Origin of the sequence: Yoonia sp. R2331, assembly GCF_041103235.1 — a bacterium.
GTDB lineage: Bacteria > Pseudomonadota > Alphaproteobacteria > Rhodobacterales > Rhodobacteraceae > CANMYO01.
In genome coordinates this window covers 2,768,336-2,794,045 of the sequence record NZ_JBGCUN010000001.1, presented here as the reverse complement: position 1 = coordinate 2,794,045, position 25,710 = coordinate 2,768,336, and the positions used below count along the sequence as shown (strand labels likewise).

Annotated in this window: 24 protein-coding genes; 13 read left to right on the top strand and 11 right to left on the bottom strand. The window is 60.4% G+C overall.

The genetic code is table 11. The features are described 5' to 3' along the window. Window positions 1-24 precede the first annotated feature (24 nt). The gene (locus tag AB3Y40_RS14365; protein WP_369439472.1) at window positions 25-1,602 is read left to right on the top strand and encodes a DUF5928 domain-containing protein; all 1,578 of its coding nucleotides are present in this window, start codon (window positions 25-27) and stop codon (window positions 1,600-1,602) included. Window positions 1,603-1,611: 9 nt separating this feature from the next. Beyond that, a complete protein-coding gene (locus AB3Y40_RS14360; RefSeq protein WP_369439471.1) occupies window positions 1,612-1,974 on the top strand; it encodes an HIT domain-containing protein in 363 nt (120 codons plus the stop codon). A gap of 45 nt (window positions 1,975-2,019) precedes the next feature. Here AB3Y40_RS14360 and AB3Y40_RS14355 read toward each other — a convergent pair whose 3' ends face one another. Continuing rightward, entirely contained in the window at window positions 2,020-2,949 is a 930-nt protein-coding gene (locus AB3Y40_RS14355; RefSeq protein ID WP_369439470.1) for an ABC transporter ATP-binding protein, read from the bottom strand. A gap of 86 nt (window positions 2,950-3,035) precedes the next feature. Between AB3Y40_RS14355 and AB3Y40_RS14350 the strand changes: the two genes are divergently transcribed. From AB3Y40_RS14350 to AB3Y40_RS14335, 4 genes are all read left to right on the top strand, one after another. Further along, window positions 3,036-3,215: a zinc-finger domain-containing protein gene (locus AB3Y40_RS14350; RefSeq protein ID WP_369439469.1), complete on the top strand. Its 180-nt coding sequence runs from the start codon at window positions 3,036-3,038 to the stop codon at window positions 3,213-3,215. 59 nt (window positions 3,216-3,274) lie between these two features. Beyond that, window positions 3,275-6,070 carry a DNA polymerase I gene (gene polA / locus AB3Y40_RS14345; protein WP_369439468.1) on the top strand — a complete coding sequence of 932 codons (2,796 nt, stop codon included), beginning with the start codon at window positions 3,275-3,277 and terminating at the stop codon, window positions 6,068-6,070. Window positions 6,071-6,188: 118 nt separating this feature from the next. Beyond that, the gene (locus AB3Y40_RS14340) at window positions 6,189-6,674 is read left to right on the top strand and encodes a peptidase associated/transthyretin-like domain-containing protein (RefSeq protein WP_369439467.1); all 486 of its coding nucleotides are present in this window, start codon (window positions 6,189-6,191) and stop codon (window positions 6,672-6,674) included. 95 nt (window positions 6,675-6,769) lie between these two features. Continuing rightward, the gene (locus AB3Y40_RS14335; protein ID WP_369439466.1) at window positions 6,770-7,273 is read left to right on the top strand and encodes a ferric reductase; all 504 of its coding nucleotides are present in this window, start codon (window positions 6,770-6,772) and stop codon (window positions 7,271-7,273) included. Between the two features lie 50 nt (window positions 7,274-7,323). On the opposite strand, the gene AB3Y40_RS14330 is transcribed toward AB3Y40_RS14335, so the two are convergent. From AB3Y40_RS14330 to AB3Y40_RS14310, 5 genes are all read right to left on the bottom strand, one after another. Beyond that, a complete protein-coding gene (locus AB3Y40_RS14330) occupies window positions 7,324-7,791 on the bottom strand; it encodes an Hsp20 family protein (RefSeq protein ID WP_369439465.1) in 468 nt (155 codons plus the stop codon). Window positions 7,792-7,923: 132 nt separating this feature from the next. Continuing rightward, a complete protein-coding gene (locus AB3Y40_RS14325) occupies window positions 7,924-8,739 on the bottom strand; it encodes a trypsin-like serine peptidase (protein WP_369439464.1) in 816 nt (271 codons plus the stop codon). 57 nt (window positions 8,740-8,796) lie between these two features. Next, window positions 8,797-10,179 (bottom strand): glycolate oxidase subunit GlcF, encoded by a 1,383-nt coding sequence (gene glcF, locus AB3Y40_RS14320; protein ID WP_369439463.1) that lies wholly within the window; start codon window positions 10,177-10,179, stop codon window positions 8,797-8,799. Next, the gene (glcE, locus tag AB3Y40_RS14315) at window positions 10,179-11,261 is read right to left on the bottom strand and encodes a glycolate oxidase subunit GlcE (protein ID WP_369439462.1); all 1,083 of its coding nucleotides are present in this window, start codon (window positions 11,259-11,261) and stop codon (window positions 10,179-10,181) included. The genes glcF and glcE overlap by 1 nt, the downstream gene beginning before the upstream one ends. Window positions 11,262-11,326: 65 nt before the next feature. Beyond that, window positions 11,327-12,763 (bottom strand): FAD-linked oxidase C-terminal domain-containing protein, encoded by a 1,437-nt coding sequence (locus tag AB3Y40_RS14310; protein ID WP_369439461.1) that lies wholly within the window; start codon window positions 12,761-12,763, stop codon window positions 11,327-11,329. Window positions 12,764-12,853: 90 nt separating this feature from the next. Here AB3Y40_RS14310 and AB3Y40_RS14305 point away from each other — a divergent pair, with 90 nt between their 5' ends. The 3 genes from AB3Y40_RS14305 (at window position 12,854) to AB3Y40_RS14295 (ending at window position 14,378) form a co-directional block, all read left to right on the top strand. After that, window positions 12,854-13,552, top strand: coding sequence for a DUF599 domain-containing protein (locus AB3Y40_RS14305; RefSeq protein ID WP_369439460.1), 699 nt, complete (start codon window positions 12,854-12,856; stop codon window positions 13,550-13,552). Then, window positions 13,549-13,896, top strand: a complete 348-nt coding sequence (locus AB3Y40_RS14300) for a hypothetical protein (RefSeq protein ID WP_369439459.1) — start codon at window positions 13,549-13,551, stop codon at window positions 13,894-13,896. Before AB3Y40_RS14305 ends, AB3Y40_RS14300 begins: the two co-directional genes overlap by 4 nt. Window positions 13,897-13,970: 74 nt before the next feature. Next, the gene (locus tag AB3Y40_RS14295; protein WP_369439458.1) at window positions 13,971-14,378 is read left to right on the top strand and encodes a universal stress protein; all 408 of its coding nucleotides are present in this window, start codon (window positions 13,971-13,973) and stop codon (window positions 14,376-14,378) included. On the opposite strand, the gene AB3Y40_RS14290 is transcribed toward AB3Y40_RS14295, so the two are convergent. The 5 genes from AB3Y40_RS14290 to AB3Y40_RS14270 form a co-directional block, all read right to left on the bottom strand. Continuing rightward, entirely contained in the window at window positions 14,375-15,076 is a 702-nt protein-coding gene (locus AB3Y40_RS14290) for a hypothetical protein (protein ID WP_369439457.1), read from the bottom strand. The two genes, AB3Y40_RS14295 and AB3Y40_RS14290, sit on opposite strands and share 4 nt — an antisense overlap. Window positions 15,077-15,156: 80 nt before the next feature. Further along, complete coding sequence (locus AB3Y40_RS14285; RefSeq protein ID WP_369439456.1) at window positions 15,157-17,229, bottom strand: hypothetical protein; 2,073 nt, start codon at window positions 17,227-17,229, stop codon at window positions 15,157-15,159. Beyond that, entirely contained in the window at window positions 17,226-19,979 is a 2,754-nt protein-coding gene (locus tag AB3Y40_RS14280; RefSeq protein ID WP_369439455.1) for a DUF4159 domain-containing protein, read from the bottom strand. The genes AB3Y40_RS14285 and AB3Y40_RS14280 overlap by 4 nt, the downstream gene beginning before the upstream one ends. A gap of 79 nt (window positions 19,980-20,058) precedes the next feature. After that, window positions 20,059-20,931 (bottom strand): DUF58 domain-containing protein, encoded by an 873-nt coding sequence (locus AB3Y40_RS14275; RefSeq protein WP_369439454.1) that lies wholly within the window; start codon window positions 20,929-20,931, stop codon window positions 20,059-20,061. Next, complete coding sequence (locus tag AB3Y40_RS14270) at window positions 20,928-21,932, bottom strand: AAA family ATPase (protein ID WP_369439453.1); 1,005 nt, start codon at window positions 21,930-21,932, stop codon at window positions 20,928-20,930. Before AB3Y40_RS14270 ends, AB3Y40_RS14275 begins: the two co-directional genes overlap by 4 nt. A gap of 70 nt (window positions 21,933-22,002) precedes the next feature. Here AB3Y40_RS14270 and AB3Y40_RS14265 point away from each other — a divergent pair, with 70 nt between their 5' ends. From AB3Y40_RS14265 to atpA, 4 genes are all read left to right on the top strand, one after another. Then, on the top strand, window positions 22,003-22,581 hold the full coding sequence (locus tag AB3Y40_RS14265; RefSeq protein WP_369439452.1) for a DUF1285 domain-containing protein: 579 nt from the start codon (window positions 22,003-22,005) through the stop codon (window positions 22,579-22,581). Continuing rightward, window positions 22,574-23,332 carry a hydroxypyruvate isomerase family protein gene (locus tag AB3Y40_RS14260; RefSeq protein WP_369439451.1) on the top strand — a complete coding sequence of 253 codons (759 nt, stop codon included), beginning with the start codon at window positions 22,574-22,576 and terminating at the stop codon, window positions 23,330-23,332. Before AB3Y40_RS14265 ends, AB3Y40_RS14260 begins: the two co-directional genes overlap by 8 nt. A 251-nt stretch (window positions 23,333-23,583) precedes the next feature. Then, the gene (locus tag AB3Y40_RS14255) at window positions 23,584-24,144 is read left to right on the top strand and encodes a F0F1 ATP synthase subunit delta (RefSeq protein WP_369439450.1); all 561 of its coding nucleotides are present in this window, start codon (window positions 23,584-23,586) and stop codon (window positions 24,142-24,144) included. Continuing rightward, complete coding sequence (gene atpA / locus AB3Y40_RS14250; RefSeq protein WP_369439449.1) at window positions 24,145-25,680, top strand: F0F1 ATP synthase subunit alpha; 1,536 nt, start codon at window positions 24,145-24,147, stop codon at window positions 25,678-25,680. It begins immediately after the preceding gene. Window positions 25,681-25,710: the final 30 nt, after the last annotated feature.

Below are 25,710 nucleotides of genomic sequence, written 5' to 3'. Positions count from 1 at the left end.
GCTTCGGGCAGGACCGTTTCCATCATGGCAAAAATTGCCTTCATTCTGCTGTGTCACAAGGATCCCGATGCCATCGTGCAACAGGCCGAACAGCTGACGGCAGCGGGCGACTATATTGCGATTCATTTCGATGCCCGCGCCCCAAAAGCAGCGTTTGCCCAAATCCAAGACGCATTGGGCGACAACCCGAATGTCACTTTTGCAACCAAACGCATCAAATGTGGCTGGGGCGAATGGTCGTTGGTGCAGGCCACGCTTTATGCGGTTGAAGCGGCCGAAGCCGCCTTTCCGCGGGCCACGCATTTCTACATGGTTTCTGGCGATTGCATGGCAATCAAGTCGGCGGCTTTTGCGCATCAGTTTCTGGACGCAGAAGACGTCGACTATGTGGAAAGTTTTGATTTTCACAACAGCGATTGGATCAAAACCGGCTGGCGCGAAGAACGGCTGATTTATCGTCACTTCTTCAACGAGCGCACGCAGAAGGCGTTGTTTTACAGTAGTTTTCGGCTGCAACGTTGGCTTGGACTGACACGTGACATCCCCAGCGACATTCAGGTGATGATCGGCAGCCAATGGTGGTGTTTGCGCCGCCGCACGGTCGAGGCGATTTTGGAGTTTGTCGCGCGGCGCAAGGACGTGATGCGCTTTTTCAAGACGACCTGGATCCCGGATGAGACGTTTTTTCAAACCCTCGTGCGCCACCTTGTACCGGGGTCGGAGATCAAGGCGCGGACGCTGACGTTTTTGATGTTCACCGACTACGGGATGCCGGTCACGTTCTACAACGACCACTATGATCTCTTGCTGTCACAGGATGCGTTGTTTGCCCGTAAGATCAGCCCCGAAGCGAAAGAGCTAAAGTCGCGGCTGGGTGCGCTTTATGCCTCTGACCGGGACGATTTCAAGATTTCTGATGAAGGGCGCAGCCTTTTCAAATTTCTGACGGGTCGGGGGCGGGTCGGACGGCGGTTTGCCACGCGGTTTTGGGAGACTGAAACATCGCTGGGGCATGATCGTGAGCTGCTGATTGTCGCTTGCAAGAAATGGCACGTGGCCAAGCGTTTGCTGGGTGGGATCAAGCATTGCACCAACATTCCGGCTGTCGAATATCTGTTCAACGAAGAAGATACTGCGATGCCGGATCTGGGCGGCATCCAATCCACGCTGGCCAAGCGGACCCGCCATCGCCGCGCGTTAATGCGGATGCTGTTTGACTACTACGAATCCGACCGCATGATCATCTGTCTGGACACGTCGAATTTTGACCTGATGCAAGACTTTTTCGCCGACCGCGCGACAACACGGTTGCTGGAGGTCGAATGTGAAATGACGGACGAATACCTTGCAGGTCATGCGCGCCGCGTTGGGCTGGCGGGCGAGCAGACATCAAACGACGCGATTGCGCAAATTTTGCCGACAATCCGCTATGACGTGATATTTGAAAGCGACCGTATTCGCGACGCTGAGTTTGCGCATCACTGCCGCATTCGCGAAAGCTGGACTGCCGAGCGAAATGCGGGTGAAATCGCCAAGTTTCTGAGCGTGAATGATGATACTGCCAAGGCAATTGCCGAGACGCCGCACCTTTTTGTCGATTGAGGAGCCGACATGTTCGATTATGACGACCAGAACATTTTTGCCAAGATCCTGCGCGGGGAGATCCCCAACCAGACCGTGTTCGAAAGCGACCATGCACTGGCATTTAATGACATAAACCCGCAAGCGCCGGTGCATGTGCTGGTGATCCCAAAGGGACCATATGTCTCTTTGGATCACTTCGCAGGGGCCGCGAGCGCTGCTGAGCAGGCAGGATTTTTTGCAGCCGTGGCAGAGGTGTGCAGGATCACGGGTGTCGATGCAGGATTCCGCGCGATTGCCAATACTCGCACCCATGGGGTGCAGGATGTGCCGCATTTTCACATGCATATCATTGGCGGCGCTCAGCTGGGCCGGATGTTGCCAGCCGGCTGACGCTGTTTGCCGCAAGCGGCAAAGGCGCCCCACCCGCCCGGCAACCTATTTGCCAGAGGTCAACGACAAGAAGACGTCTTCGAGGTCCGGCTGTTCGGTTGTGACATCACGGATGCTGATCCCGGCGCTTTGGATGGCGGATAGGATCGCCTCTGCCGGGGTGGCGCTGGCGGCATAGGTGATTGCAAGCGTGCCATCAGAGCGGATTTGCCCCGACGCGCCATCCGGCAGGACGGGCAGATCGGCGGCTTGAGTCGGTGTAATGACAAGTGTCTTTTGATCCAGCGTGCTGAGCAGATTGGATGTTGTGTCACGCACGATCATCTCGCCATGATTGATGATCGCAATCTCGTCGCACATCGCCTCTGCCTCTTCGAGGTAGTGGGTGGTCAGAATGATCGTTTTGCCCGCACGGTTCAGGTCGCGGACGTTGTCCCACAGCATATTGCGCAATTCGATATCGACACCCGCTGTTGGTTCATCCAGCACTAGAATGTTGGGGTCATGCACTAACGCCTTACCCAGCAGCAAACGCCGCCGCATGCCGCCGGAAAGTGAGCGGGCGTAAGCTTCTGCCTTGTCGGAAAGACCAATCAGTTCAAGGATTTCATCGGTACGCCGTTGCGCTTTGGGCACGCCGTAAAGCCCCGCCTGCACATCAAGTGATCCGCGGGGTGTGAAGAAAGGATCAAGGTTGGGTTCCTGCGGCATGATCCCGATGGCAGCGCGGCTTTGGCGCGGGTTCACATCCTGGTCAAAGCCCCAGATTTCCACGCTGCCAGCGGTTTTGTTGACCAGCCCGGCCAGAATATTGATCAGCGTGGACTTGCCCGCTCCATTTGGCCCCAGAAGCCCAAAGATCGACCCGCGCGGGATATCCAGATCAACGCCTTTCAGCGCATCCTTGGCGGGGGCGCGTCCAGTGGCGGCGTAGGTCTTGGTCAGGCCAGATATTTGCAGCGCTTGATCGGTCATTGGCGTCTTTCCACCGGGACAGGGTCGTATTAGTGTCGCGCCTGAGATATGGCGGATCAGACCCGCGACAACAGACAGGCCGACCCATGACACGTCCCGCACCGGAAACCAAGATCGTCAAAGACTGGCGTATTGCCTGCGATGGTGGGGAGGGCGGATTGGGCCACCCGCGTGTCTGGTTGCAACTGCCAAAGGAACACGGCTGGGTCGAATGCCCTTACTGTGATGCGAAATATATCCATGAGGATTTTGAAGGCAAAGTCTGATCTGGCCCCCCAGCCGCGTTCATGGCAAAAACCAAGGGCGACGATCAGGGGGACACGCGATGACAACTTTCGGCAAAGGCTGCCATCTGCATCTGATTGACGGCTCTGCCTTTATCTTTCGCGCTTATCACGCCCTTCCACCTTTGACGCGCAAGTCTGATGGTTTACCGGTCGGTGCCGTCAGCGGTTTTGTGAACATGTTGCAGCGCTATATCGAGGGCAACACCGGCCCTGATGCTGCAACCCATGTTGCGGTGATCTTTGACAAGGGCAGCCATACGTTCCGCAATGACATGTATGACCAATACAAGGCGAACCGCGAAGCGATGCCAGAGGATTTGCGCCCGCAAATTCCGCTGACCCGTGATGCGACACGGGCGTTCAACATTGCCTGCGAAGAGATTGAGGGGTTCGAGGCGGATGACATCATCGCCACGCTTGCCCATCAGGCCCGCGATGCCGGAGGGCGGGTCACGATCCTGAGTTCAGACAAGGACCTGATGCAGCTTGTTGGCGGTGGGGTCGAGATGTTGGACCCAATGAAGAACAAGCGGATCGACAGTGACGGTGTCGTCGAAAAATTTGGTGTTGGGCCTGACCGCGTCGTGGATGTGCAGGCGCTGGCAGGGGATTCGGTTGACAACGTGCCAGGTGCGCCAGGCATCGGGATCAAGACGGCGGCACTTTTGATTAATGAATATGGGGACTTGGAAAGCTTGCTGGACCGGGCGACCGAGATCAAGCAACCCAAGCGCCGACAGACCCTGATCGACAATCGCGCGCAGATTGAGCTGTCCAAGAAGTTGGTGCAGTTGGATTGCGGGATGGACCTGCCGTTCGACCTTGATAGCCTAGAAATCCGCGACCCGGAGATTGATCCGTTGATGGCTTTTTTGGCCGAGATGGAGTTTCGGACCGTCACCAAGCGGATCGCCGACAAGTTAGGTGTTGAGCCCCCGGTGATCGAAGCGGCCCCGCAAGCAGAAGAAGCGGCCCAACCGGAAGAAAAACCTTTTGATCCAGAGCTTTATGAATGCGTTCGCGATGCGGTGGCACTGCAGGTCTGGATCGACCGTATCCGGGAACGCGGCTATGTGGCGATTGATACCGAGACGACCGCGCTGAACGAAATGCGCGCCGATTTGGTTGGCATCTCGCTTTGCGTTGAGGCCGGAGAGGCCTGCTACATCCCGCTGACCCACAAGGCGGGTGGTGCTGATGATTTGTTCGGCTCTGACGAACTGGCCGAGGGGCAAATGCCCTTTGAGGATTGTCTCGCGATGCTGAAGCCCGTGCTGGAGGATGAGAGCGTCCTGAAGATCGGGCAGAACATGAAATACGACGCCAAGATTTTCGCGCGCCAGGGGGTCAACGTGGCCCCTGTCGATGACACGATGCTGCTGTCTTATGCGATGCACGCGGGCGAGCATAACCACGGGATGGACCTGCTGTCAGAGCGCTATCTGGGGCACACGCCGATCCCGATTAAGCCATTGTTGGGAAGCGGAAAATCAGCGATCACCTTTGACCGGGTTGGTGTTGATGATGCGGTGAAATATGCGGCTGAGGATGCGGATATCACGCTGCGACTGTGGCAGTTGCTGAAGCCGAAACTGCATACCCGCAAGGTTACGACGGTGTATGAAACGCTTGAGCGTCCCATGATCCCGGTGCTGGCCGAGATGGAGATGGCGGGGATCAAGGTGGACCGCGATACGCTGTCGCGGATGTCCAACGCCTTTAGCCAGAAGATGGCGGGTCTGGAGGATGAAATTCAGGACAAGGCGGGCCGGAAATTCAACGTCGGTTCACCTAAGCAATTGGGCGAAATCCTGTTTGATGAGTTGGCGCTGCCCGGCGGAAAGAAGGGCAAGACCGGCGCGTATTCCACCGGGGCTGACATTCTGGAGGATTTGGCGACAGAGCATGAAATCCCGGGGCTGATCCTGGATTGGCGGCAACTGTCGAAGCTGAAATCAACTTATACCGATGCGCTGCAAGAACATATTAACGCAGAGACCGGTCGTGTTCACACCTCTTACTCTATCGCCGGTGCGAACACGGGGCGGCTGGCCTCGACTGATCCGAATTTGCAGAACATCCCGGTGCGCAGCGAAGAGGGCCGGCGGATCAGAGAGGCCTTTGTCGCGGAAGATGGCAAGGTTCTGGTGTCCTTGGATTATAGTCAGATTGAGCTACGGATCTTGGCGCATGTGGCGGGCATTGAAGAGTTGAAACAGGCGTTCCGGGATGGTGTGGATATCCATGCTTTGACGGCGTCCGAGATGTTTAACGTCCCGTTGGAAGAAATGACCCCGGATGTGCGCAGACAGGCCAAGGCGATCAATTTCGGCGTGATCTACGGCATTTCCGGTTTCGGTCTAGCGCGCAATCTGCGCATTCCGCGGGCCGAAGCACAGGGGTTTATCGACCGCTACTTCGAACGTTTTCCCGGCATTCGCGCCTACATGGACGACACGGTAGCCTTTGCCAAAGAGCATGGATACGTGCAGACGCTGTTTGGGCGGCGGATCAACACGCCAGAGATCAACGCCAAGGGGCCGCATGCAGGCTTTGCCAAGCGCGCGGCGATCAATGCGCCGATCCAAGGAACTGCCGCCGACGTGATCCGCCGGGCGATGATCCGGATGCCGGATGCGATTGCAGGGATGCCCGCGAAGATGCTGCTGCAGGTGCATGATGAACTGCTCTTTGAGGTGGAAAAGGGCGCTGTTGACGATCTGATTGGCACCGCACGGGATGTGATGGAGAACACGTCCGACCCTGCCGTGAAACTGGATGTGAAGCTGTCTGTGGATGCAGGACAGGGGGCGAATTGGGCGCAAGCTCACTGATCTGTGACGGTGGTGCTACCATGTGAGCTATCGGAATTGGCAGAAATCGGACTAGGTTTACGGTAACACCGACAAATTCCGCGCTTCCTTGCGTTTAACTTCAAAAGGAGCATTGCAGATGACAAAATTCAGAGCCTCCCGCCGCCGCTTTATCGCGACCGCTGCCGCGAGCGCCAGCTTTGCCACCGGTCTTTTGTCGCCCGCGCAGGCGCAGTCACTTGCCCCGACCCCGTCAATGCGCGGTGGGGCCAATAACTATCGCCCCGGCGCCCCGATTGTAGAGCGGATTGGCGGCGGTGGTTTCATGATGACGGGCACGGTGCGCCGTGCGGGTGATGGTGCACCGCTGCAGGGCGTGCGCATTCAGATCTGGGCGCATACGACCGAAGGGCATGAGCGCGACGCGCATAGCCATGGGGCCACCCTGACCGATGCGCAGGGCGTTTTCCGCATGGATATGCCGCAGATCGTGCCCGCTTTTGGCCAGGCTCATGGGCATTTGGCATCTGAGGCGGACGGGTTTGAAACGGTGTTTTTGCGGCCCCTGCTGGCAAGCTCAAGCGATACCTCACTGAACGCCGATTTCGTGCTTGCCACGTTGTGACCAAGGCGGACGGCAGAGGGTATAACCTTCAGATTTGGTTCGTTTTTCTGTGCTTTTTGATTGTCCCGCTTGCGCTGGCGGCAACCAGTCCGTTGTTGGCGTGGCGGCAGCCGATCTATATCGCGGCAGGCTTTGCCGGGATCATCGGGATGACGCTGCTTCTGGTGCAGCCGGTGTTGATCGCCGGGCATCTGCCGGGGTTTCAGGGGATCACGGGGCGGCGGATGCATCGGGTTACGGGTGTGCTGCTGTTGTTGGCGGTTCTGGCGCATATCGCGGGGCTTTGGATCACCAGCCCACCTGATGTCATTGACGTGTTGCTGTTTGCATCGCCCACACCCTTTGGGGTCTGGGGGGCGATCGCGATGTGGGCGGTGTTCGCCAGCGCGTTGGTGGCGCTGCTGCGTCGGAAATTTCGGCCAAAGGCGTGGCGGCGGCTGCATGCGGGCTTGGCGGCGGTTATTGTTGGGGGAACCGTGGCACATGCGGTGCTGATCGAAGGCACGATGGAGAGCATGTCCAAGATCGCGCTGAGCGCATTCATCATCATGGCAAATCTGCCCGTGATTTACCGCGCCTTTGTGCCGCGCCGGGCATGAAAAAGGGCGGGGAAAGCCCCGCCCAATCGCAATTTGAAGCTGTAAGAGGTCTAGTTGACCTTATCGGCCTCAATCACATCGGCCTGTTTTGGTGTCGATTTTGCAATCGTAATGCGGCGCGGTTTCAGCGCTTCGGGCACTTCGCGCACCAGATCGATGTGGAGCATGCCGTTTTCATGGGCCGCCCCTGTGACCTGTACGTGATCGGCAAGGGTGAAGCGGCGTTCGAACGCGCGGTTGGCGATGCCACGGTGCAGGTAGGTCCGCTCTTCTGTGTCTTCCGCTTTGCGGGCGGTGACGATCAGGGCGCGATCCTTGACTTCGATGGACAGGTCTTCGTCGCTGAAACCAGCAACGGCAATCGAAATGCGCCAGCCATCTTCGCTGGTCTTTTCGATGTTGTAAGGGGGGTAGCTGGAGTTGCCCACGTCAGAGGCCAGCGCCCGGTCCATCAGGTCGGCAATTTGGTCAAAGCCAACGGTGGCACGGTAAAGTGGTGTCAGATCAAAACTACGCATATCAGGTCATCCTTTATCAAGCGATAACAGTTGTTTAGCCTTCCCATTGGGGACAGGCCGGTTTTGTCGAAACCCGGTTCCCGGCGTTCCGATAGTCATTATTTGGGGAGCGATTTTGCGGTTTCAAGACCCTTAAGGCCGGACGAATTTCGCACCGGTGTCGTTGCGTTCACCCATCTGGATCAGCCGTTGCGACCCGCCCGGTTTGGCCGGGCCGACGCTGGCAAAGTGGCGCAAAAGCTCTTGCAACGGTTCGTTGAGGGAGGTGCCAAGCGAGACCTCTCTTTCGCCCAGACTGGACATGGAAGACACGACCGAGACGATGCGCGGTTTGCCGTTTTCAAGCGTAAATACCGGCGCGCCGCTCGACCCCGGTTCGATGTCGCAGGTCATGATCAACACGCCTGATTGACGCCCCATGACGCTGCACACTTCTTGCAGACTTGCGGCGTTCGCGCGGCCCCGACCATAGGACACAACGCCGATCTGGTCGCCGCGGCGCGGGTCAGCGGCGACGTCAAAAGGCTGCACGCGGGTCAGGCGGATGGAGCGGTCAAGTTCGAGGACGGCGATGTCCATTGCGACACCGCCGGCGCGTCCGGTTTTGCCTGTGAAAATATACTCGGGGTGCGCGACCAAACGGTTAACGCCCCGTGTCGCCTCTGCCCGGCCGCCGCGCAGCCCTGCGTTGAATTGAAACGCCTCTGCGGGCAGCAAACGGCCATTTTGGCCATACACACAATGGGCGGCAGTGAGAATCAGCCGTTCCTCGATCAGGGCGGCGGTGCAAAAGCCGGTGCCGTCGATGTCCAACCGCCCGACACCTTCCCAACCGCGCGATGCCTCGCCAGTTTCAAGCGTGACAAGCGGTGTTTCATCCGCAATCTGCGCAAGGGCCTGGGTTGCCAGACCCAGAAAAAGTGACGCAAAGACAATAAAATAACGCATGGATGCTCCGATAGATCGGGGGCGAGCCTAGTGCGCTGTTAGGGCAATATTAAGGCGTTAACGCAGGATTGGCACGGCAGGTGTGGCATTTGCGTTGGCCGACAATGCGGGAGGCTTTGGCCCGCCCGTCGCCCAATCCAAAAGCTCGACCGTGTGGACGATAGGCACGTCCGTCGCACCGCCAATCTGCATCATGCACCCGATGTTGCCAGCCGCGATAATGTCAGGGCTAAGCGCTTCTAGCGTTTGCACTTTTCTAGTCTTGAGCTGTTTGGAAATCTCGGGCTGCATCAGGTTGTAAGTCCCCGCAGACCCGCAGCACAAATGACTGTCTGCCGGTTCCAAGACAGTAAAGCCCGCAGCGCGCAAAAGGTCCTTTGGTGCAGATTTTACTTGCTGACCGTGCTGGAGCGAGCAGGCCGCGTGGTATGCCACGTTCACGTCAGAAAAATCATGCACAACTGATGCAGAACCAATGCACAGTCCATGCACGTCAGAGTCTTGCGATCCGTTAACCGTCGTGACGGTGGTGAGTTCGAGCAACACTTCCGAGATATCCTTTGCAATGGCCGAAACCCTTGCCGCATCTGCAGAAAGTTCCGGATCATTGCGAAACATATGGCCATAATCCTTAACAGTTGTGCCACAACCAGAGGTGTTGATCACGATCGCGCTTAACCCTTTGTCAATCTCGCGCGCCCATGCCCGAATGTTCCTGGCCGCAGTGGCGTGGCTTTCGTTTTCCTTGCCCATGTGGTGGGTCAAAGCACCGCAGCAGCCCTGACCTTCGGGGATCACAACCTCGGCCCCAAGTCGGGTCATCAGCCGGATTGTAGCGTCGTTGATATCGGTGTTGAGCGCGCGCTGGGCGCAGCCGGTCATCAGGACCACACGCATCTTTGCGTCTGGCACCTCAAAGGTCTGTGGGTCGTCATTTCGGCTGACGGGGGGGATGTGTTTGGGCGCCATTTCCAGCATCGCGCGCAGGCGGGCATCGGGCATGAACCGGGCAAAGGGTCGCCCGATCTTGGCCCCCAGCAGTGCGATCCGGAACCGCATCGGATAGGGCAGGATCCGGGCCAGCACCCAGCGCAGGGCCCGGTCTGACCACGGGCGATCATAGTGTTTTTCGATATAGGCCCGCGCGTGATCGACCAGATGCATGTAATGCACGCCCGAAGGGCAGGTGGTCATGCAGGCCAGACAGGACAAACAGCGGTCAATGTGCTTAACGGTTTTTTCATCTGGCTTACGCTCATTTTCGAGCATGTCCTTGATCAGGTAGATGCGACCGCGCGGGCTGTCGAGTTCATCGCCCAGCACCTGATAGGTGGGGCAGGTGGCAGTGCAAAACCCGCAGTGAACGCAGGCGCGCAGGATTTCGTTGGCACGGGCAGTGCCGGGGTCTTTGAGTTGGTCTGAGGTGAAATGGGTCTGCATCAGGTCATCAATCCGGGGTTCAGGATGCCGCGCGGATCGAACCGGTCGCGCAGGCCTTGGGTGATGGCCGCGACGGGGGCCGGTTCGGGGTGGAAGGCAGGGCCGTGGGTCGTGCCGCGGATCAGCGTGGCGTGGCCCTGTGCGATGGCGCTGCGCACGTCGGTGCCGGGGGGAATCGCCAGCCAGATCAGCCCGCCGCCCCAGTCCAGAAGCGCAGCGGATGGCTTGATGGCCTCCAGAATGCCGGGGGCGTCGGTCGGTTTGACCGATAGCCGCCAGATATCGCCTGAGGCACCGGCCAGGACGTCCACGTCCCGGATGGCGCGCCAGCGCGCGGCGCTGTCGTCAATCGGTGTGGCCGTACCAAAGGGGGCAAGGTGTTTGGTCAATTCCGCCGTGCGGTATGTGACGGATTCAGAAAACCCTTCCAACCGGAAGAGCGTATCTTGCCCGTCATGGGCCACACCGTTGACGTCAAAGGGTGAACCAAGCGCTGCAGACATCGCCCCGACGGCTTGGTCAGGATCAAGGCCGGTGATTGTCAAAGTCGTCTCGGCCGATGCAACCGGCAGCACCTTTAATGCCACTTCGGTCATTACGCCGAGGGTGCCGTATGACCCGCACATCAGCTTGACCAGATCATACCCGGTGACGTTCTTCATCACCCGCCCGCCGTTTTTGACCAGCGTGCCGCTGCCATCGACGAAGGTGACCCCAAGCATGAAATCACGGCAGGCCCCCACGGCAATCCGACGCGGGCCAGAGATATTGCCCGCCACGACGCCACCGATGGTCGGTGTTCCGTCGGTGCCGAGCAACATGCGGTGGTCCATTGGTTCAAAGGCGAGGCGTTGACCTTCTTTGGCCAGTGCCGCTTCGACCTCCTCCACCGGCGTTCCGGTCTTGACCACGATGGTCAGCGCGCCGGGGTCGTAAAGCGTGATCCCGGTCAGCCCGCGGGTTGACAGGACCTCGCCCACCACAGGGCGGCCAATGGGCCGGGTGCCGCCGCCCTGAATACGCAGGGGGCCTGTGGCATCGCGGATCGCTGCGGCCAGTTCGCTTTCGGATGTGACTGTCATGATCTTTCTTTTGAATAAAAATATGCTGGGGGGCGCGGGCTTGCCCGCGTGGGGGCTAGCCCCCTTTATGCGGCGTCACGGCGCGCGGCGGATGCATCAAGCGGAAAAACTTTGGCGGGGTTTAGCAACCAGCGCGGGTCAAAGACGTCCTTGACCGCCATCTGCGCCTCGAGGTCGGCTTCGGTGTATTGCGCGCGCATCAGGTCACGCTTTTCGATACCGACACCATGTTCGCCGGTCAGACAGCCGCCTTCTTCGACGCAAAGCTTCAGAATCGCGGCCCCCAGCGCCTCGCAGCGTTCCAGATCGCCGGGGGTGTTGGCGTTATACAGGATCAGCGGGTGCATGTTGCCGTCGCCTGCGTGAAAGACATTGCCGACATCAAGGCCGTATTCGCGCGACAGCTCTCCTATGCGGCGCAGCACGTCGGGCAGGCGGCTGACTGGCACTGTGCCGTCAAGACACATGTAGTCATTGACCTGACCCATGGCACCAAACGCCGATTTCCGGCCAAGCCAGATGCGGCCTGCTTCGTCGGCGTCTTGCGCCTCGCGCATCTCAACCGGGTTCAGGCGTCGGGCGATGTCCTTGATCAGCGCAAGCTGTTCGTCAATCTCGGCGGGCGCGCCTTCAACCTCGACGATCAGCAGCGCCTCGCACAGCGGATAGCCGGCCTGCGCGTGGGCTTCGCAAACCTCGATACAGAGCTTATCCATGTATTCGATGGCGACCGGCAAGACGCCCGCCTTGATGATGTCGGACACGCATTGCCCGGCCACTTCGGCGGAATCAAAGCCCATCAGGATGGGCCGCGCGCCTTCGGGCTTGTGCAGGATGCGCAATGTGGCCTCGGTCACTACGCCCAACTGCCCTTCGGACCCACAGATCACGCCCAAAAGGTCGAGCCCGGCTGCATCCAAATGGCCGCCGCCAATCTCAACCACTGTGCCATCCATCATGACCATCGTGACGCCCATCAGATTGTTGGTGGTCACGCCATATTTCAGGCAATGCGCCCCGCCAGAGTTCATTGCAATATTACCTGCGATGGCACAGGCCAGCTGGCTGGACGGATCAGGGGCATAAAAAAAGCCATTCTGTTCCACCGCGCCAGTGACGGAGAGGTTTGTGCGACCCGATTGCACCCGGATCAGGCGGTTGTCGTAATCGGTTTCCAGCACGTCATTCAGCCGCGCCACCCCAAGGATGACACTGTCGGCAGTCGGCATCGCACCACCGGCCAGCGAGGTGCCAGAGCCGCGCGGCACTACCGGCACGCCCATCTCGTGACAAATCTTCAGCACATCTGCGACCTCGTGGGTGGTGCTGGGCAGGACCGCCAGCAAGGGCGGGCATTTGTAGGCGGCCAATCCGTCGCATTCATAGGCGCGGGTCTCAGCCGGGTCCGAAATGACCGCATCCGCAGGCAGGACCGCAGACAAACGTTCAACCAGTTGCGATTTCAGGCCGATAATACGGGCGCTGGGGTCTGGCATGTGCATGGGATGAGTCTCCGATTGCAGTTATTGGTAAAATTATATTACCAATTTTGACGTATGGCAAGCGGCAGGTTCCAAAGGTAGGGTCACGGCATGGATATGACCTCTCGTTTGTCGGCCCTGTCGGCCCTTGATTTGGCCGCTGCAGGCGGGTTGGTGGCGGTCTGGTTGCTGCTGGGATGGATGATTGAACACCCCAGCGCCAAGCGCCCTTCGGTCACGGTGTTGATGGCAGATCGGCGGCGCGCATGGATGCGCGAAATGGTGCAGCGCGAAGTACGGATTTTTGACAGCCAGATCTTGGCGAGCTTGCGACAAGGCACGTCGTTCTTCGCCTCGACCAACATTCTGGCGATTGGTGGTGTGCTGGCACTGATGGGCAATACCGAACCGCTGTCGGGTATCGCCAGCGAGGTCACATCAGAGGCGACACCAACGGTAATCTGGCAGTTGAAACTGGGGCTGGTGGCGCTGTTTCTGACCAATGCTTTTCTGAAGTTCGTCTGGGCCAACCGAGTCTTTGGCTATTGCGCGGTAATTATGGCCTCGGTGCCCAATGATCCCAGCGATCCGAAGGCCATGCCGCAGGGGATGCAGGCGGCAGAGCTGAACATCCGTGCTGCGATCAATTTCAACCGCGGTTTGCGGGCGATGTATTTCGCGCTGGGCGCGTTGGTCTGGCTGGTCGGGGCATGGGCGTTGTTTGCGGCCACGCTGATCGTGGGTTGGGTGGTCTGGTCACGGGAATTTGCATCGCAGCCGCGCACGATCCTGTTAGGGTCCACCGAATGAGATTTCTTGTTCCTCTGATCCTGTGTGCCGGCACAGCGCTGGCAGATCCCGCCGAGGTAACCCAAGTGCGCATGACGCAGTCCGGCGACAGCTGGCGGTTCGATGTGACCCTGCTGCACGCTGACACGGGTTGGGACCACTATGCCGATGGTTGGCGGATCGAGGATGCCGACGGCAATGTGTTGGGCGAGCGCCCGCTGGCGCATCCGCATGTGAATGAACAGCCCTTTACCCGGTCCACCAGCGGTGTGGTCATTCCAGATGGCATCACCGAGGTCTATGTGCGCACGCGGGACAACGTGGACGGCTGGCATCCGGATGTCTTTGCCGTCAAGGTCGAGTGATCCGACATTGATGCAGCGCAAGGTTAGGGCGTGTCCTCTGTGGTAAGGTGACTTACCAAAAGCAGGAGGACACCATGTACAAGAACATTCTGGTTCCCGTTCTTTTTGACCAAGATCATCCACTTTCGACATCCTTTGAAGTGGCCCGAGCCGTTGCCGACAAAGACGCGCGGTTCACTGTGCTGAACGTGTTAGAGGCGATACCGGCCTTTGCGGCAGCAGAGCTGCCCGCAGGGACATTGGAGGCGCAAAAGGAGGCCGCAAAGGGCGCAGTGGAAGAGGCCGCCGCAGGGTTGCCAAATGCGCAAGGGGTGGTGAAGGCAGGCCATGCGGGCCGCGCGATCGTCGATTATGCCACTGCGCAGGCAAGCGACAGCATCATCATCGCGTCGCACAAACCCGGCTTGGAAGACTATTTTTTGGGATCAACGGCAGCACGGGTCGTGCGTCACGCACCTTGCGCGGTGCATGTAATCCGTTAGTCGGCCACGCGGCGCACAAAGACCTCGTAATCTGTTTTGACGCTGCCAGAGCCGTTGTTGAACAGGATTTGCAGAAATATCTTGCTGTTGCCTTTGGAAAATACCTTATGGACAGCCGAGCCGCCATTGTTGCCGCAGTAAAACATGTCGATCTCGACTTCGTTCTGGTCGTAGATGTAGACCCGGCAGCTGCCGGATGACCGGGCCTGGACGGCAAAGTCCGTGTTCCCGGTGCCGGATGTGTCGATCACGTACCAGTCGCTGAAGTCGTCGCGGTTGCGGTCCAAGCTGCCTTTGGCGCCGTAACCGAGTGCGAATTGGTTCGCGGCGGTGATGGCATCGTTGTTTTCAACCTCTTCAGCGTCGGCAGAGGCGGGCAGGACAATGGCGGTGGCCCCGCCGGACGGCGGATCAGCGGGGGCTGCGGCGGCGGGCGGATTTGCGGGCGTACCGGGCGCGGGCGGCGCAATGGCATCAGCGCGGGGGGCAAAAAGCGGGGTGGACAGGAAGGCCGCCCCGATTAGCAGGACAAGGGTGCCAGCAGAGGAGGATTGGAACTTGAGACCGAACAGCTCTATCCGGGCTGCGTTTTCGTCTTCCTTGTTCTTGAAGATCAGGCGCAGGCCCGCCAGTGCAAAGATCAGCCCCACGGCCATCAGCATATAAAGGACCGGCCCGTCGAGTGTCTGAAAGGTCATACTGGAACCCCGGCATTCTGAAATATGCGGGCAGCATAGCGCAGAAAAGTGGATCTGGGGAGTTCTGGAAATCCTGCCCCTTAGCGGCGGCCTTCACGCAGCCAGGCGCCGATCACCAGCAGCGAGGCCAGCAGCAGGAACGCCCATGCGGGCAAAAGCGGTGTGATCGAGATGTCGGCGGTTTGGTAGGCCCCGCGCGGGGTGATCCCCAGCCAGCCGCGCCCCGCAGCGGGGCGGCCGGGGCGGACTGAGCGGAGGTCAATGTCGCCGTCAGAGACGAGCCGGATGCCACCACGGGTGCTGTCCACGAGGTCTTGCAGCGCGGCACCGCTGGCGATGGTCTGTTCCAACTCGCGCGGGGCGGCGGGGCCCAGGGCCATGACCGCCTCTCGCTCGCCCTCGGACAGGCGGTAAAGGCCAATCTCTGGCGCGTTCCAGAGAGTTTCAAAGCGGCCCGGTGAGACCTCTTCCAACTCTAACACGGTTTCGGTGCCGTCTGGGTGGGTGACAGTGACAGAACCGACGTCTTCGGACAGGCTGCGGCGGATGATGCGCAGGGTTTGGCCTGCGGCCTCGGCAGTCAGGGCTTCTTCCTCCAACTCCGGTTCTTTCATCATCCAGTGGGCCAGACGGCGCAGCAATTCAAGCTGCGGGCCGCCGCCTTCGAAGCCGCGATCCCAGAGCCAGCTTTGGTCAGAGGCGAGCAACGCCACGCGCCCCTCGCCGATGCGTTCCAGTGCAAGAAGCGGGCGGTCATCAAGGCCGGACATCAGCACGTTGGCGGTGTCAGGCACCAGCACATCCACAAGGCGGAACCAGCGGCCCCAGCCGGGCAGATCGCTTTCGGGGTCAGGGTTGGGGGCAAACGCCGCCAGACCGGTCGTCACCGGGTGACGTTCGCCAAGGTCGGTGACTTCTGGTACAAAGCCTTCTTCGAACACGCGCGCGCTGGGCTGGCCGGGCAGGATCGCGCCAAGAGGCGAGCGGAAAATCGATTCAGCGCCACCGTATTCCGGGCCGGAGGACACCAGCACAGCACCGCCATCGGCCACATAGTTGACGATATTTTCAAGGTACGGGTTCGGCAGGATCCCGCGGCGGCGGTAGCGGTCAAAGATGATCAGGTCGAAGTCATTGATCTTTTCCAAAAACAGCTCGCGCGTGGGAAAGGCGATCAGCGACAGTTCGTTCACCGGTACGCCATCGTTCTTTTCGGGCGGGCGCAGGATGGTGAAGTGTACGAGGTCAACAGAGCTGTCGGCCTTCAATAAGTTGCGCCATGTGCGTTCGCCAGCGTGGGGTTCGCCCGAGACGAGCAGCACGCGCAGCCGGTCACGCACGCCGTTGATCTGGACCACAGCGGCATTGTTGCGGTCCGTCAATTCGCCATCCACGGCGGGTGTTTCGAATTGGATGACGTTCATGCCGCCATGAGGCAGTTCCAGCGGCAGGTCGATTTTCTCGCCCACCGGGACCTCAAATTGCATCGGCTCCCCGCCGTCGATGGCGATGGTCAGGGGGGCAAATTGTGCGTCAGGGGCAGCCCCTTGGTCGTTGATTTCAAGCGACAGGGTGATCTGTTCGCCAAGGATCGCAAAGGCGGGGGCATTGGTGACGACAAGGCGGCGGTCCCAGTCGTCCGGCTGCCCGGTCAACAGCGTATGCAGCGGAGCGGGCAGGGCGGGCGCGCGTTCAATGTCGTGCAAGCGCCCGTCGGTCAAAAGGATGATACCGGCGATGCGGCCTTGCGGTTCTTCGGCCAGCGCTGCCGAAAGAGCTGTCATCAGTTCGGTGCCTGCATCGCCTTCGCCGTCCCCCAGCGTGACGATGCGCAGTTCGGTGTTGTCGAGGCGTGCGATTTCCGCCTCGACGTTGGCGATCGCTGTGGCGTTCTGGTCCACGCGGTTGCCGACCTTTTGGCTGGCGGTTTCGTCGACCACGAGGATGACGATGTCAGACAGCGCTTCGCGGTCTTCTTGCTGAAGCGACGGGTTGGCCAGTGCGGCCAAAAGCGCAATGCCCGCCAGCGCGCGGAGCCACCAGCCCGACAGGCGCCGATAGACGGCGAGCCCCGCACCAAGTGCTGCGAGCGCGGCCAGCACGTAAAGGCCGATCAGCGGGATCAGCGGATCAAGAACCACGGTGCCGGTCATTGGCCGAGCCTTTCCAGCAGGTCCGGGACGTGGACCTGATCGGATTTATAGTTGCCGGTCAGCACGTGCATGATCAGGTTGACGCCAAAGCGGTACGCAATCTCGCGCTGGCGTTCGCCTGCCATGCCGCGGCCAACGGGGAACATGCGGTCGCCGTATTGGTCCACGGCCCAGGCCTTGGCCCAGTCATTGCCGCCAATCACCACAGGTGTCACCCCGTCGTTGAGGTTGCGAAACGGCATGCCTTCGGCCAGTTCGGCGTCAGGGGGTGCCGCCTCGACCCAGACGTCGCGGGAGGCGTAACGGCCGGGGAAATCCTGCAGCAGGTAGAAGGTGCGGGTCAGAACGTGGTCTTGGGGAATGGGTTCAATGGCGGGGATGTCGAGGCTGCGGGCGATGGCCTGCAGTTTGCGGCCCTCAGGCGAAGACGACCCAAAGCGCGCGGTGTCGGCGTCGCGGGTATCAAACAGGATCATGCCGCCGGTGCGCAGGTAGCGGTTGAGTTTGGCATAAGCCTCGCGCGTGGGCAGCGGTTGATCGGCGGTGATGGGCCAGTAGAGGAACGGGAAAAAGGCGAGTTCATCGGCTTCGATATCAACGCCAATGGGGGCCGCCGGTTCGATGGAAGTGCGTCGGAAGAGCGTGTTGGACAGGCCAAGCAGCCCGGCGGCGGCGGTCTGGTCGACATCGGCGTTGCCGGTGATCACATGGCCGAGCACCACGTCGGAGGTGGCTTGGATTGCGAAATCGTCCTGCGCCTCAGCCGGTTGCGCGGTGAGGGCCAGTGCCAGCAAGAGCGCCACGGCCACATCGGCACGCGGGCCGCGTAACCGGCCACCCACCGCAAGCGAGGCGATGATGTCAATGAGCAAGAGCGCGAGTGCTGCGGTCAGTAGCCAACCTTTCAGTGGGGTTTCTGCCACCACGGCGAGGCCTTCGACGGGAATGCGCGGTGGCCATTGGGCGGTGTCGATGGTGGTTTGCGCGCCAATCACGTTGATCGCAAGGCGTTGATCGTCGGATGCATAGATACCGGGGCGCAGGTCGGGGCCCGGTGTTGCAGAGGCAACGACCTCTCCTGCCGCGCCGGGCAGGGTGGAGCCATCAGAGAGGCGGCCATAGGCATCAAGCACCGATTGCGGCAGCCATGTTGTGCCTTCAAGGTCGTCCGCATCGGGGGACGCGGGACGGGTCGAGACCGCGAGGCGTTCGAGCATCTGCACAAACAGACCAGACAGCGGGAGCGATGACCATTCGGCGTTTGCGGTGACATGGACAAGGACGATCTGGCCTTCGCCGACGATCTTGCGCGTGACCAGCGGTGTGCCATCGGCCAGTTGCGCGATCACGCGAGAGGCTAAGGTCGGGTCAGGTTGCGCCATGACTTGTGCGTTGACGGTGACGTCAGCGGGAACGGGCAGGCCAAAGAACGGCGAGCCGTCGGTGAAGGGGGCCAGCGATTTGGGTTCGCCCCATGACATCGCACCGCCCACGGCGCGTCCACCAGAGCGCAGGCGCACGGGCAGCAGGGGATCTTCGGTTGCGCGGCCCACGTCAGAGGCCGCAAGGCGGGGACCTGCAAAGCGCAAGAGCATCCCGCCACCTTCGATCCATTGCAGGACGTCTTCCGCCTCTGACCCTGCCAGCGTGGCGACGTCGGCCAACACGATGACATCGGGGTTGGCGAGCAGGATGTCCTCCATCGTGCCGTCGATCAGATCGGCGGTGGGGGCGAGGGCCTCGCGCAGGTAATAGAGCGGCGAGAGCAGTTCGAGGCCTTCGGCGTCGCCTGCGCCGGAGATCAGGGCAACTTCGCGCCGTCTGAGCGCGTCATCGACAAGGCTGACAGCGGCAGCTGAGCGGGTGCCGGTTAGTTCAAATCGGGTAACGCGGTTGCGCAGCTCTGGCGGCAGGACGAGGGCGTTTTCGGCAAGCGGTTCGCCTGCCGTGAAGTCGAGGTCAACGGTGGCGAGCGGGCGTTCCACGCCAGAGGGGTCAAGGCCGATGGCCGTGACCGTGGTGGTCAGCGCGTTGCCGATGGGGGTGCGGACGGCGGAGACTTTGACCTCGCCCTCTTCAAAGCGGGCAGGGCGCAGGCCGATGGTCTGGCGCGGGGATTGGAAAACCGTGACGGTGCCTGCGTCTTCGAAGACTGCCAGCAGGTCGGCGCGGCTGTCGCGGGCGATCCCATCCGACAGCCAGAAGGTGTCAAAGCTTGCGGGCAGGATGTCGGTGAATGTGGCAAGTGCCTGCGGGTCGGGTTCCCACGGCTGCGGGGCGAGGTTGGGCAAGCGCTGGGCGACGGCGTCGGCGGATTGGAATGTGATGGCGGCGGGCAGATCGGTGAGGGTGACCACGGCGGCGGTGCGGCCCTGCCGGGTCGCTTCGTCCAGAAGCGCGGTAATGCGCGCGCTGCGGGCCTGCCAGTCGCGGGCATCGGCCCATGTGCCGTCGGCCACGATCAAAAGCGGGCCGGTGCCGGTGCGTTCGGATTGCGGGTTCAGGACGGGGCCTGCGAAGCCAACAATGAGGGCGGCGACGGCGAGAAGGCGGAGGAGCAGGAGCCACCATGGGGTGCGGTCGGATTGGCTGTCGTCGTCGGTCAGGCCCAAAAGCAGGGCCACACCGGGGAAGCGGCGCTTGATCGGTGCGGGGGGCACGGCACGCAGCAGAATCCACAGGATCGGCAGGGTGATGAGGCCCAGAAGGAGCCAAGGGGCGGCAAAGCCGATGGGGCCGATGGACCACATTATGCGTCACCTGCCGTGCGGGACGGTCCTGTTTGCGCTGGTGCGCAAAAGCGCCCCGCCCGCCCTAAGCCAATGCGCATCATGTGCGACGTTCCAATGCCTGATAAAGCCAGAGGAGGGCGGCGGTAGCGGAGGTGTCTGTATGGTGGGTGGTGAATTGCCAGCCGGTCATACGGGCAAGGTCGCTGAGCCGCTCCTTTCGGTTGGCGAGTCGGTCGAGGTAGCGGGTGCGCAGGTCGCCTGCTTTGAGCGTTTCGTGTGTCAGGGCACCGGTCATGGATTCGAAGATTGTGCGACCGTCGAAGGGGAATGCCTCTTCTTGCGGATCTAGGATTTGCAGCAGCGCCCCGCGCACGCCACGGTCGGCGGCTTTGGTCAGTGCCGCCTCGAACGGGGCGAGATCGCCAAGGAAATCCGACACAAAGAGCGCGCGGGAATGGGGCAGCATGCCTTGCGCATCGGGGCTGCCGTAGTCTGTTGAGTCGTCTTCTGAGAGGATCGCGGCGAGTTTTTCCAGCTGTGCGGTGCCACGGCGGGGGGGCAGGCGCAGCCCGGTGAGGCCGACGCGTTCGCCGCCACGGTTCAAAAGGATCGCGGCTGCCAGTGCCAGTGTGCGGGCGCGGGTGGATTTGGTGGGCAGGTTGTCATCGCTTGTGAACCGCATTGCGGCGGCCTGATCGACCCAGAGGATCACCGATTGCGCGATTTGCCATTCCTTGTCCTGGACAAATGTTGCGTCGGAACGGGCCGAGCGGCGCCAGTCGATATGGCGCACCTCATCATGGTCTTGTGCGGGGCGATATTGCCAGAATGTATCGCCAATGCCTGCGCGTCTGCGCCCGTGATCGCCCAGCAGAACCGCGCTTGCCAGATGCTCTGCCTCTGCCAGAAGGGCAGGCAGCGGGCTGGCGAGCGCCTCGGCTGATGCGCGAAGGGCGAGCGGTTGGGTCATGCGGCGTCGGCGACTTTGGTGATCTCGGCGGCGGTGGTGTTGATGAGCGACACCAGGTCTTCGCCACGGGCGCGGGCCGCGAAGGACAGTGCCATGCGGTGTTCCAGCACCGGCACAGCCATCGCACGCACGTCTTCGGCGGAGGGTGCGAGGCGGCCTTCGAGCAGAGCTTGCGCGCGGACGGTGAGCATCAGCGCTTGGGCGGCACGGGGGCCGGGGCCCCAGCTGACCGATTGGTTCACGGCATCGGATGCGTCCGGGCCGGGGCGGCAGGCGCGCACCAGATCGAGGATCATTTCCACGATATTTTCACCCACAGGCATGCGGCGCAGCAGCGCTTGTGCGTCGAGGAGTTCCTCTGCGGTAAAGATTTCCGACGCTTCAGCCTCTGTCGCGCCGGTGGTGGCGATCAGGATGTCGCGTTCTGTGTCGCGGTCGGGGTAGGGGACGTCGATTTGTACAAGGAAGCGATCAAGCTGCGCCTCTGGCAGGGGGTAGGTGCCTTCCTGTTCGATGGGGTTCTGGGTGGCGAGCACGTGGAAGGGTGCGCCCAAGGGGCGGTGTTCGCCGGCGATTGTCACCTCTTTTTCCTGCATGGCTTGCAGAAGTGCCGATTGGGTCCGGGGGGAGGCACGGTTGATCTCATCCGCCATGAGAAGTTGGCAGAACACCGGCCCTTCGATAAAGCGGAAGGCGCGGGAGCCGTCGGCGGCTGTTTCGAGCACTTCGGAGCCCAGGATGTCGGCGGGCATCAGGTCAGGGGTAAACTGGATGCGGTTACCGCGCAGGCCCATGACGGTTGAGAGCGTGTCAACCAGACGGGTCTTACCGAGGCCCGGAAGACCGATCAAGACCGCATGGCCGCCGCAGATCAGGGCGGTCAGCGTCAGGTCAACGACCCGGTCCTGCCCCAGAAAGCGATTGGCGATGGATGTGCGGGCCGCAGCAAGCTTGGTCCCCAAGCTTTCGATGTCTGCAACAAGATCGGCGGTGTCGGACATGACTATGGCCCCTTTCAACTTTATACCGGTATAACAGCAGATATCCCGAATGACCCCAATGGCAAAAACAATGAGCGGACAAAAGATTGTGACCCCATCGGCTGAAAGCCTTGCTGCCAGTGCGATTGAGGTACAAGGCAAGGGTTTACCGCCCGTTGAAAAATGGAACCCGCCGTTTTGCGGCGACATTGATATGCGGATCGCGCGGGATGGTACGTGGTTTTACATGGGCACGCCGATTGGGCGCGCCCCGCTGGTGCGGCTGTTTTCGACAATCATCCGGCGGGATGGGGATGATTATTTCCTTGTGACGCCGGTGGAAAAGGTCGGCATCACGGTTGATGATGCGCCTTTTGTTGCGATTGATTTTGACCCGCGCGGCGATGATCTGGTGTTTGAGACCAACGTGGGTGACAAGGTCACGGCAGGGACGGACAACCCGATCCGGGTGGTGCGTGATCCTGAAACTGGGGAACCCTCGCCCTATGTGTTGGTGCGGCGCAATCTTGAGGCGCTGATTGATCGCAAGTCCTTTTATCGGCTGGTCGATATTGGCGCGGTGACTGATGTGGACGGGGTCGAATGGTTTGGTGTGCATTCGGGCGGCGCGTTCTTCCCGATCATTCCCGCGGCCGAGCTTGATGCCTAGATTCTGTGCAAATCTGACCTTTTTGTTCACCGAAGTGCCCCTGATGGAGCGGTTCGTTTACGCCAAAGAGGCCGGTTTCGAGGCGGTCGAGATATTGGACCCTTATAATGCCCCTGTTCAGGACATGCGGGATCAGCTGGTCTGGCAGGGGTTGAAGATGGCGCTGATCAGCTGCCCGCCGCCCAATTACACCGGCGGCGCGCCCGGCTATGCCGCTGTTCCCGAATCGCGGTTTCGTCAGGATTTCAAGCGGACCCTGCGATATGCGGAGGCACTGGGAGCGGAATTTGTTCAAATCCTAGCGGGCGAGGCTGAGGGGCCAGAGGCGCGCGCTACTTTCGTCGACAACCTGCGTTGGGCGTCAGGTTATGCGCGCAGGCAAAAGCTGACGATTGAGCCGCTGAACCCGGTGGATCATCCCGGTCATTTCCTGAACGACTATTATCAGGCGCGCGATGTTCTGGAAGAGGTTTCGGCACCCAACCTGCATTTGCAGTTCGACACCTATCAGGTGGCGCGCATCCATGGTGATGTGATGTCCGTTTGGGGTGATCTGCGGGATTTTGTGGCGCATGTGCAGATTGCGCAAGCGCTTGACCAATCCGAACCCATAGGCCCCGGCGTTGATTTCCCGGCGTTCTTTGATCGGCTTGATGCGGATGGCTATGACGGCTGGGTGTCGGCTGAATATCACCCTGCCGGAACCACGGTGCAGGGTTTGGGCTGGTTTGCGGCGGCCTACCAACGTTGAAGCCTTTTCTTTCTGTGCGCGAGTACGGCCAGCAACGTGGGGGCCCATACGGCCGGGGCCTGCGACATAAGGCCCGCAAGACGCAATCACGATTCCTTGTGCGGAGTGCTTGCGACCATGAAACCCCTCTGCTACATCGGCGCAAAATTCGACGCCCCGTCATTTCGGTGAAGGGGCATTTTGATTGCCTGAAGGTTTGCGGTTGCCACTGATCGCAAGACTGACGGGCCCAAGACATCGGAAGGGTGGACGTGTCCGAACCAGCTTCGATTTCCACAGGTATTGCAGCACGCTATGCATCTGCCGTCTTTGACCTTGTGCGTGAAGGCAAGGGTCTGAAAGCACTTGAAACCGACATTGAAAGCCTCGAATCCGCGCTGAAAGACAGCGCCGATTTCAAGACCCTGATCGATTCCCCGCTTTACACGCGGGACGAACAGGCAGCGGCAATGGCCGGTATCGCCAAGAAAATGAAACTGTCGCCCACCATGGCTAACACCACGCAACTGCTGGCGCAGAAGCGGCGGTTGTTCGTGCTGCCCGCGCTGGTCAAGACCCTGCGCGAGATGATGGCAGAAGAGCGCGGCGAAGTGACAGCCGAAGTGACCAGCGCCAAGGCGCTGACCAAGGCCCAGTCCGACAAGCTGGCAAAAACCCTTAAGGCACAGGTCGGCAAGGCCGTGACCATCCAAGCGACCGTTGATGAAAGCCTCATTGGCGGTCTTATCGTTAAAGTGGGCTCGAAAATGATCGACACGTCGATCAAATCCAAGCTCAACGCACTCCAGAACACTATGAAAGAGGTCGGATAAATGGCGATCCAAGCGTCTGAAATCTCTGCGATCCTGAAGGACCAGATCAAGAACTTTGGCCAAGAGGCCGAAGTCGCTGAAGTTGGCCGCGTGCTGAGCGTCGGTGACGGGATTGCCCGTATCTATGGCCTCGACAACGTGCAGGCCGGTGAGATGGTGGAATTCCCCGGTGGTATCCGCGGGATGGCCCTGAACCTGGAAAGCGACAACGTTGGTGCCGTGATCTTTGGTTCCGACCGGGACATTAAAGAAGGTGACACCGTCAAGCGCACCAAGGCCATCGTGGACGTGCCCGTGGGTGACGAGTTGCTGGGCCGCGTAGTTGATGGTCTGGGTAACCCGCTGGACGGCAAAGGCCCGATCAAGACCAAGACCCGCGCCATTGCAGATAGCAAGGCGCCAGGCATCATCCCGCGTAAATCCGTGCACGAACCAATGGCCACTGGCCTGAAGTCCGTTGACGCGATGATCCCGATTGGCCGTGGCCAGCGCGAGTTGATCATTGGTGACCGTCAGACCGGTAAAACCGCCGTGGCGCTTGACACGATCCTGAACCAGAAGTCGTACAACGATGCGGCTGAAAACGAGTATGACAAACTGTACTGCGTTTATGTGGCTGTTGGTCAGAAGCGTTCGACTGTGGCCCAGTTGGTGAAGCGTCTCGAAGAATCCGGTGCGATTGAGTATTCGATCGTTGTGGCTGCAACCGCATCCGACCCCGCACCGATGCAGTTCCTTGCACCCTATGCCGCGACCGCAATGGCCGAGCATTTCCGCGACAATGGCCGCCACGCGCTGATCATCTATGATGACTTGTCCAAGCAGGCCGTGTCCTATCGTCAGATGTCGCTGCTGCTGCGTCGCCCGCCGGGCCGTGAAGCCTATCCTGGTGACGTTTTCTACCTCCACTCCCGTCTGTTGGAGCGTTCGGCCAAGCTGAACGAAGACAATGGTGCAGGCTCGCTGACCGCGCTGCCGATCATTGAAACCCAGGGTGGTGACGTGTCGGCGTTTATTCCGACCAACGTGATCTCGATCACCGATGGTCAGATCTTCCTTGAAACCGAGTTGTTCTTCCAGGGTATCCGCCCTGCTGTGAACACCGGTCTGTCGGTGTCGCGCGTTGGGTCGTCTGCTCAGACAAACGCGATGAAGTCGGTTGCCGGTCCGGTGAAGCTGGAACTGGCGCAATACCGCGAAATGGCGGCCTTTGCGCAGTTCGGGTCTGACCTTGATGCCGCGACCCAGCAATTGCTGAACCGTGGTGCGCGTCTGACAGAGCTGATGAAGCAGCCGCAGTATTCGCCGCTGACCAACGCGGAAATCGTCTGCGTTATCTACGCCGGCGTGAACGGCTACCTTGATAAGGTCGACGTCAAGGACGTGGGTCGGTTTGAGGCAGGTCTGCTGAAGCATCTGCGCACCAACGGCAAGGACGTGCTGGACTTCCTCACCAAAGAGGATCCGAAGATCAAAGGCGAGGCCGAGGACAAAGTGAAAGCCGCGATTGACGCTTTCGCCAAAGACTTCGCCTGATCCCTTTGAACAGATATAAGGAGGGTTCCT

Coding starts and splice junctions, on each gene's coding strand:
- AB3Y40_RS14295 (WP_369439458.1), top strand. CDS start 13,971: ATGTACAAGAACATTCTGGTTCCCGTTCTTTTTGACCAAGATCATCCA.
- AB3Y40_RS14300 (WP_369439459.1), top strand. CDS start 13,549: ATGAGATTTCTTGTTCCTCTGATCCTGTGTGCCGGCACAGCGCTGGCA.
- AB3Y40_RS14365 (WP_369439472.1), top strand. CDS start 25: ATGGCAAAAATTGCCTTCATTCTGCTGTGTCACAAGGATCCCGATGCC.
- AB3Y40_RS14310 (WP_369439461.1), bottom strand. CDS start 12,763: ATGCACATGCCAGACCCCAGCGCCCGTATTATCGGCCTGAAATCGCAA.
- AB3Y40_RS14355 (WP_369439470.1), bottom strand. CDS start 2,949: ATGACCGATCAAGCGCTGCAAATATCTGGCCTGACCAAGACCTACGCC.
- AB3Y40_RS14325 (WP_369439464.1), bottom strand. CDS start 8,739: ATGCGTTATTTTATTGTCTTTGCGTCACTTTTTCTGGGTCTGGCAACC.
- glcE (WP_369439462.1), bottom strand. CDS start 11,261: ATGACAGTCACATCCGAAAGCGAACTGGCCGCAGCGATCCGCGATGCC.
- glcF (WP_369439463.1), bottom strand. CDS start 10,179: ATGCAGACCCATTTCACCTCAGACCAACTCAAAGACCCCGGCACTGCC.
- polA (WP_369439468.1), top strand. CDS start 3,275: ATGACAACTTTCGGCAAAGGCTGCCATCTGCATCTGATTGACGGCTCT.
- AB3Y40_RS14265 (WP_369439452.1), top strand. CDS start 22,003: ATGAGCGGACAAAAGATTGTGACCCCATCGGCTGAAAGCCTTGCTGCC.
- AB3Y40_RS14330 (WP_369439465.1), bottom strand. CDS start 7,791: ATGCGTAGTTTTGATCTGACACCACTTTACCGTGCCACCGTTGGCTTT.
- AB3Y40_RS14340 (WP_369439467.1), top strand. CDS start 6,189: ATGACAAAATTCAGAGCCTCCCGCCGCCGCTTTATCGCGACCGCTGCC.
- AB3Y40_RS14270 (WP_369439453.1), bottom strand. CDS start 21,932: ATGTCCGACACCGCCGATCTTGTTGCAGACATCGAAAGCTTGGGGACC.
- atpA (WP_369439449.1), top strand. CDS start 24,145: ATGGCGATCCAAGCGTCTGAAATCTCTGCGATCCTGAAGGACCAGATC.
- AB3Y40_RS14305 (WP_369439460.1), top strand. CDS start 12,854: ATGGATATGACCTCTCGTTTGTCGGCCCTGTCGGCCCTTGATTTGGCC.
- AB3Y40_RS14280 (WP_369439455.1), bottom strand. CDS start 19,979: ATGTGGTCCATCGGCCCCATCGGCTTTGCCGCCCCTTGGCTCCTTCTG.
- AB3Y40_RS14260 (WP_369439451.1), top strand. CDS start 22,574: ATGCCTAGATTCTGTGCAAATCTGACCTTTTTGTTCACCGAAGTGCCC.
- AB3Y40_RS14285 (WP_369439456.1), bottom strand. CDS start 17,229: ATGACCGGCACCGTGGTTCTTGATCCGCTGATCCCGCTGATCGGCCTT.
- AB3Y40_RS14290 (WP_369439457.1), bottom strand. CDS start 15,076: ATGACCTTTCAGACACTCGACGGGCCGGTCCTTTATATGCTGATGGCC.
- AB3Y40_RS14275 (WP_369439454.1), bottom strand. CDS start 20,931: ATGACCCAACCGCTCGCCCTTCGCGCATCAGCCGAGGCGCTCGCCAGC.
- AB3Y40_RS14350 (WP_369439469.1), top strand. CDS start 3,036: ATGACACGTCCCGCACCGGAAACCAAGATCGTCAAAGACTGGCGTATT.
- AB3Y40_RS14360 (WP_369439471.1), top strand. CDS start 1,612: ATGTTCGATTATGACGACCAGAACATTTTTGCCAAGATCCTGCGCGGG.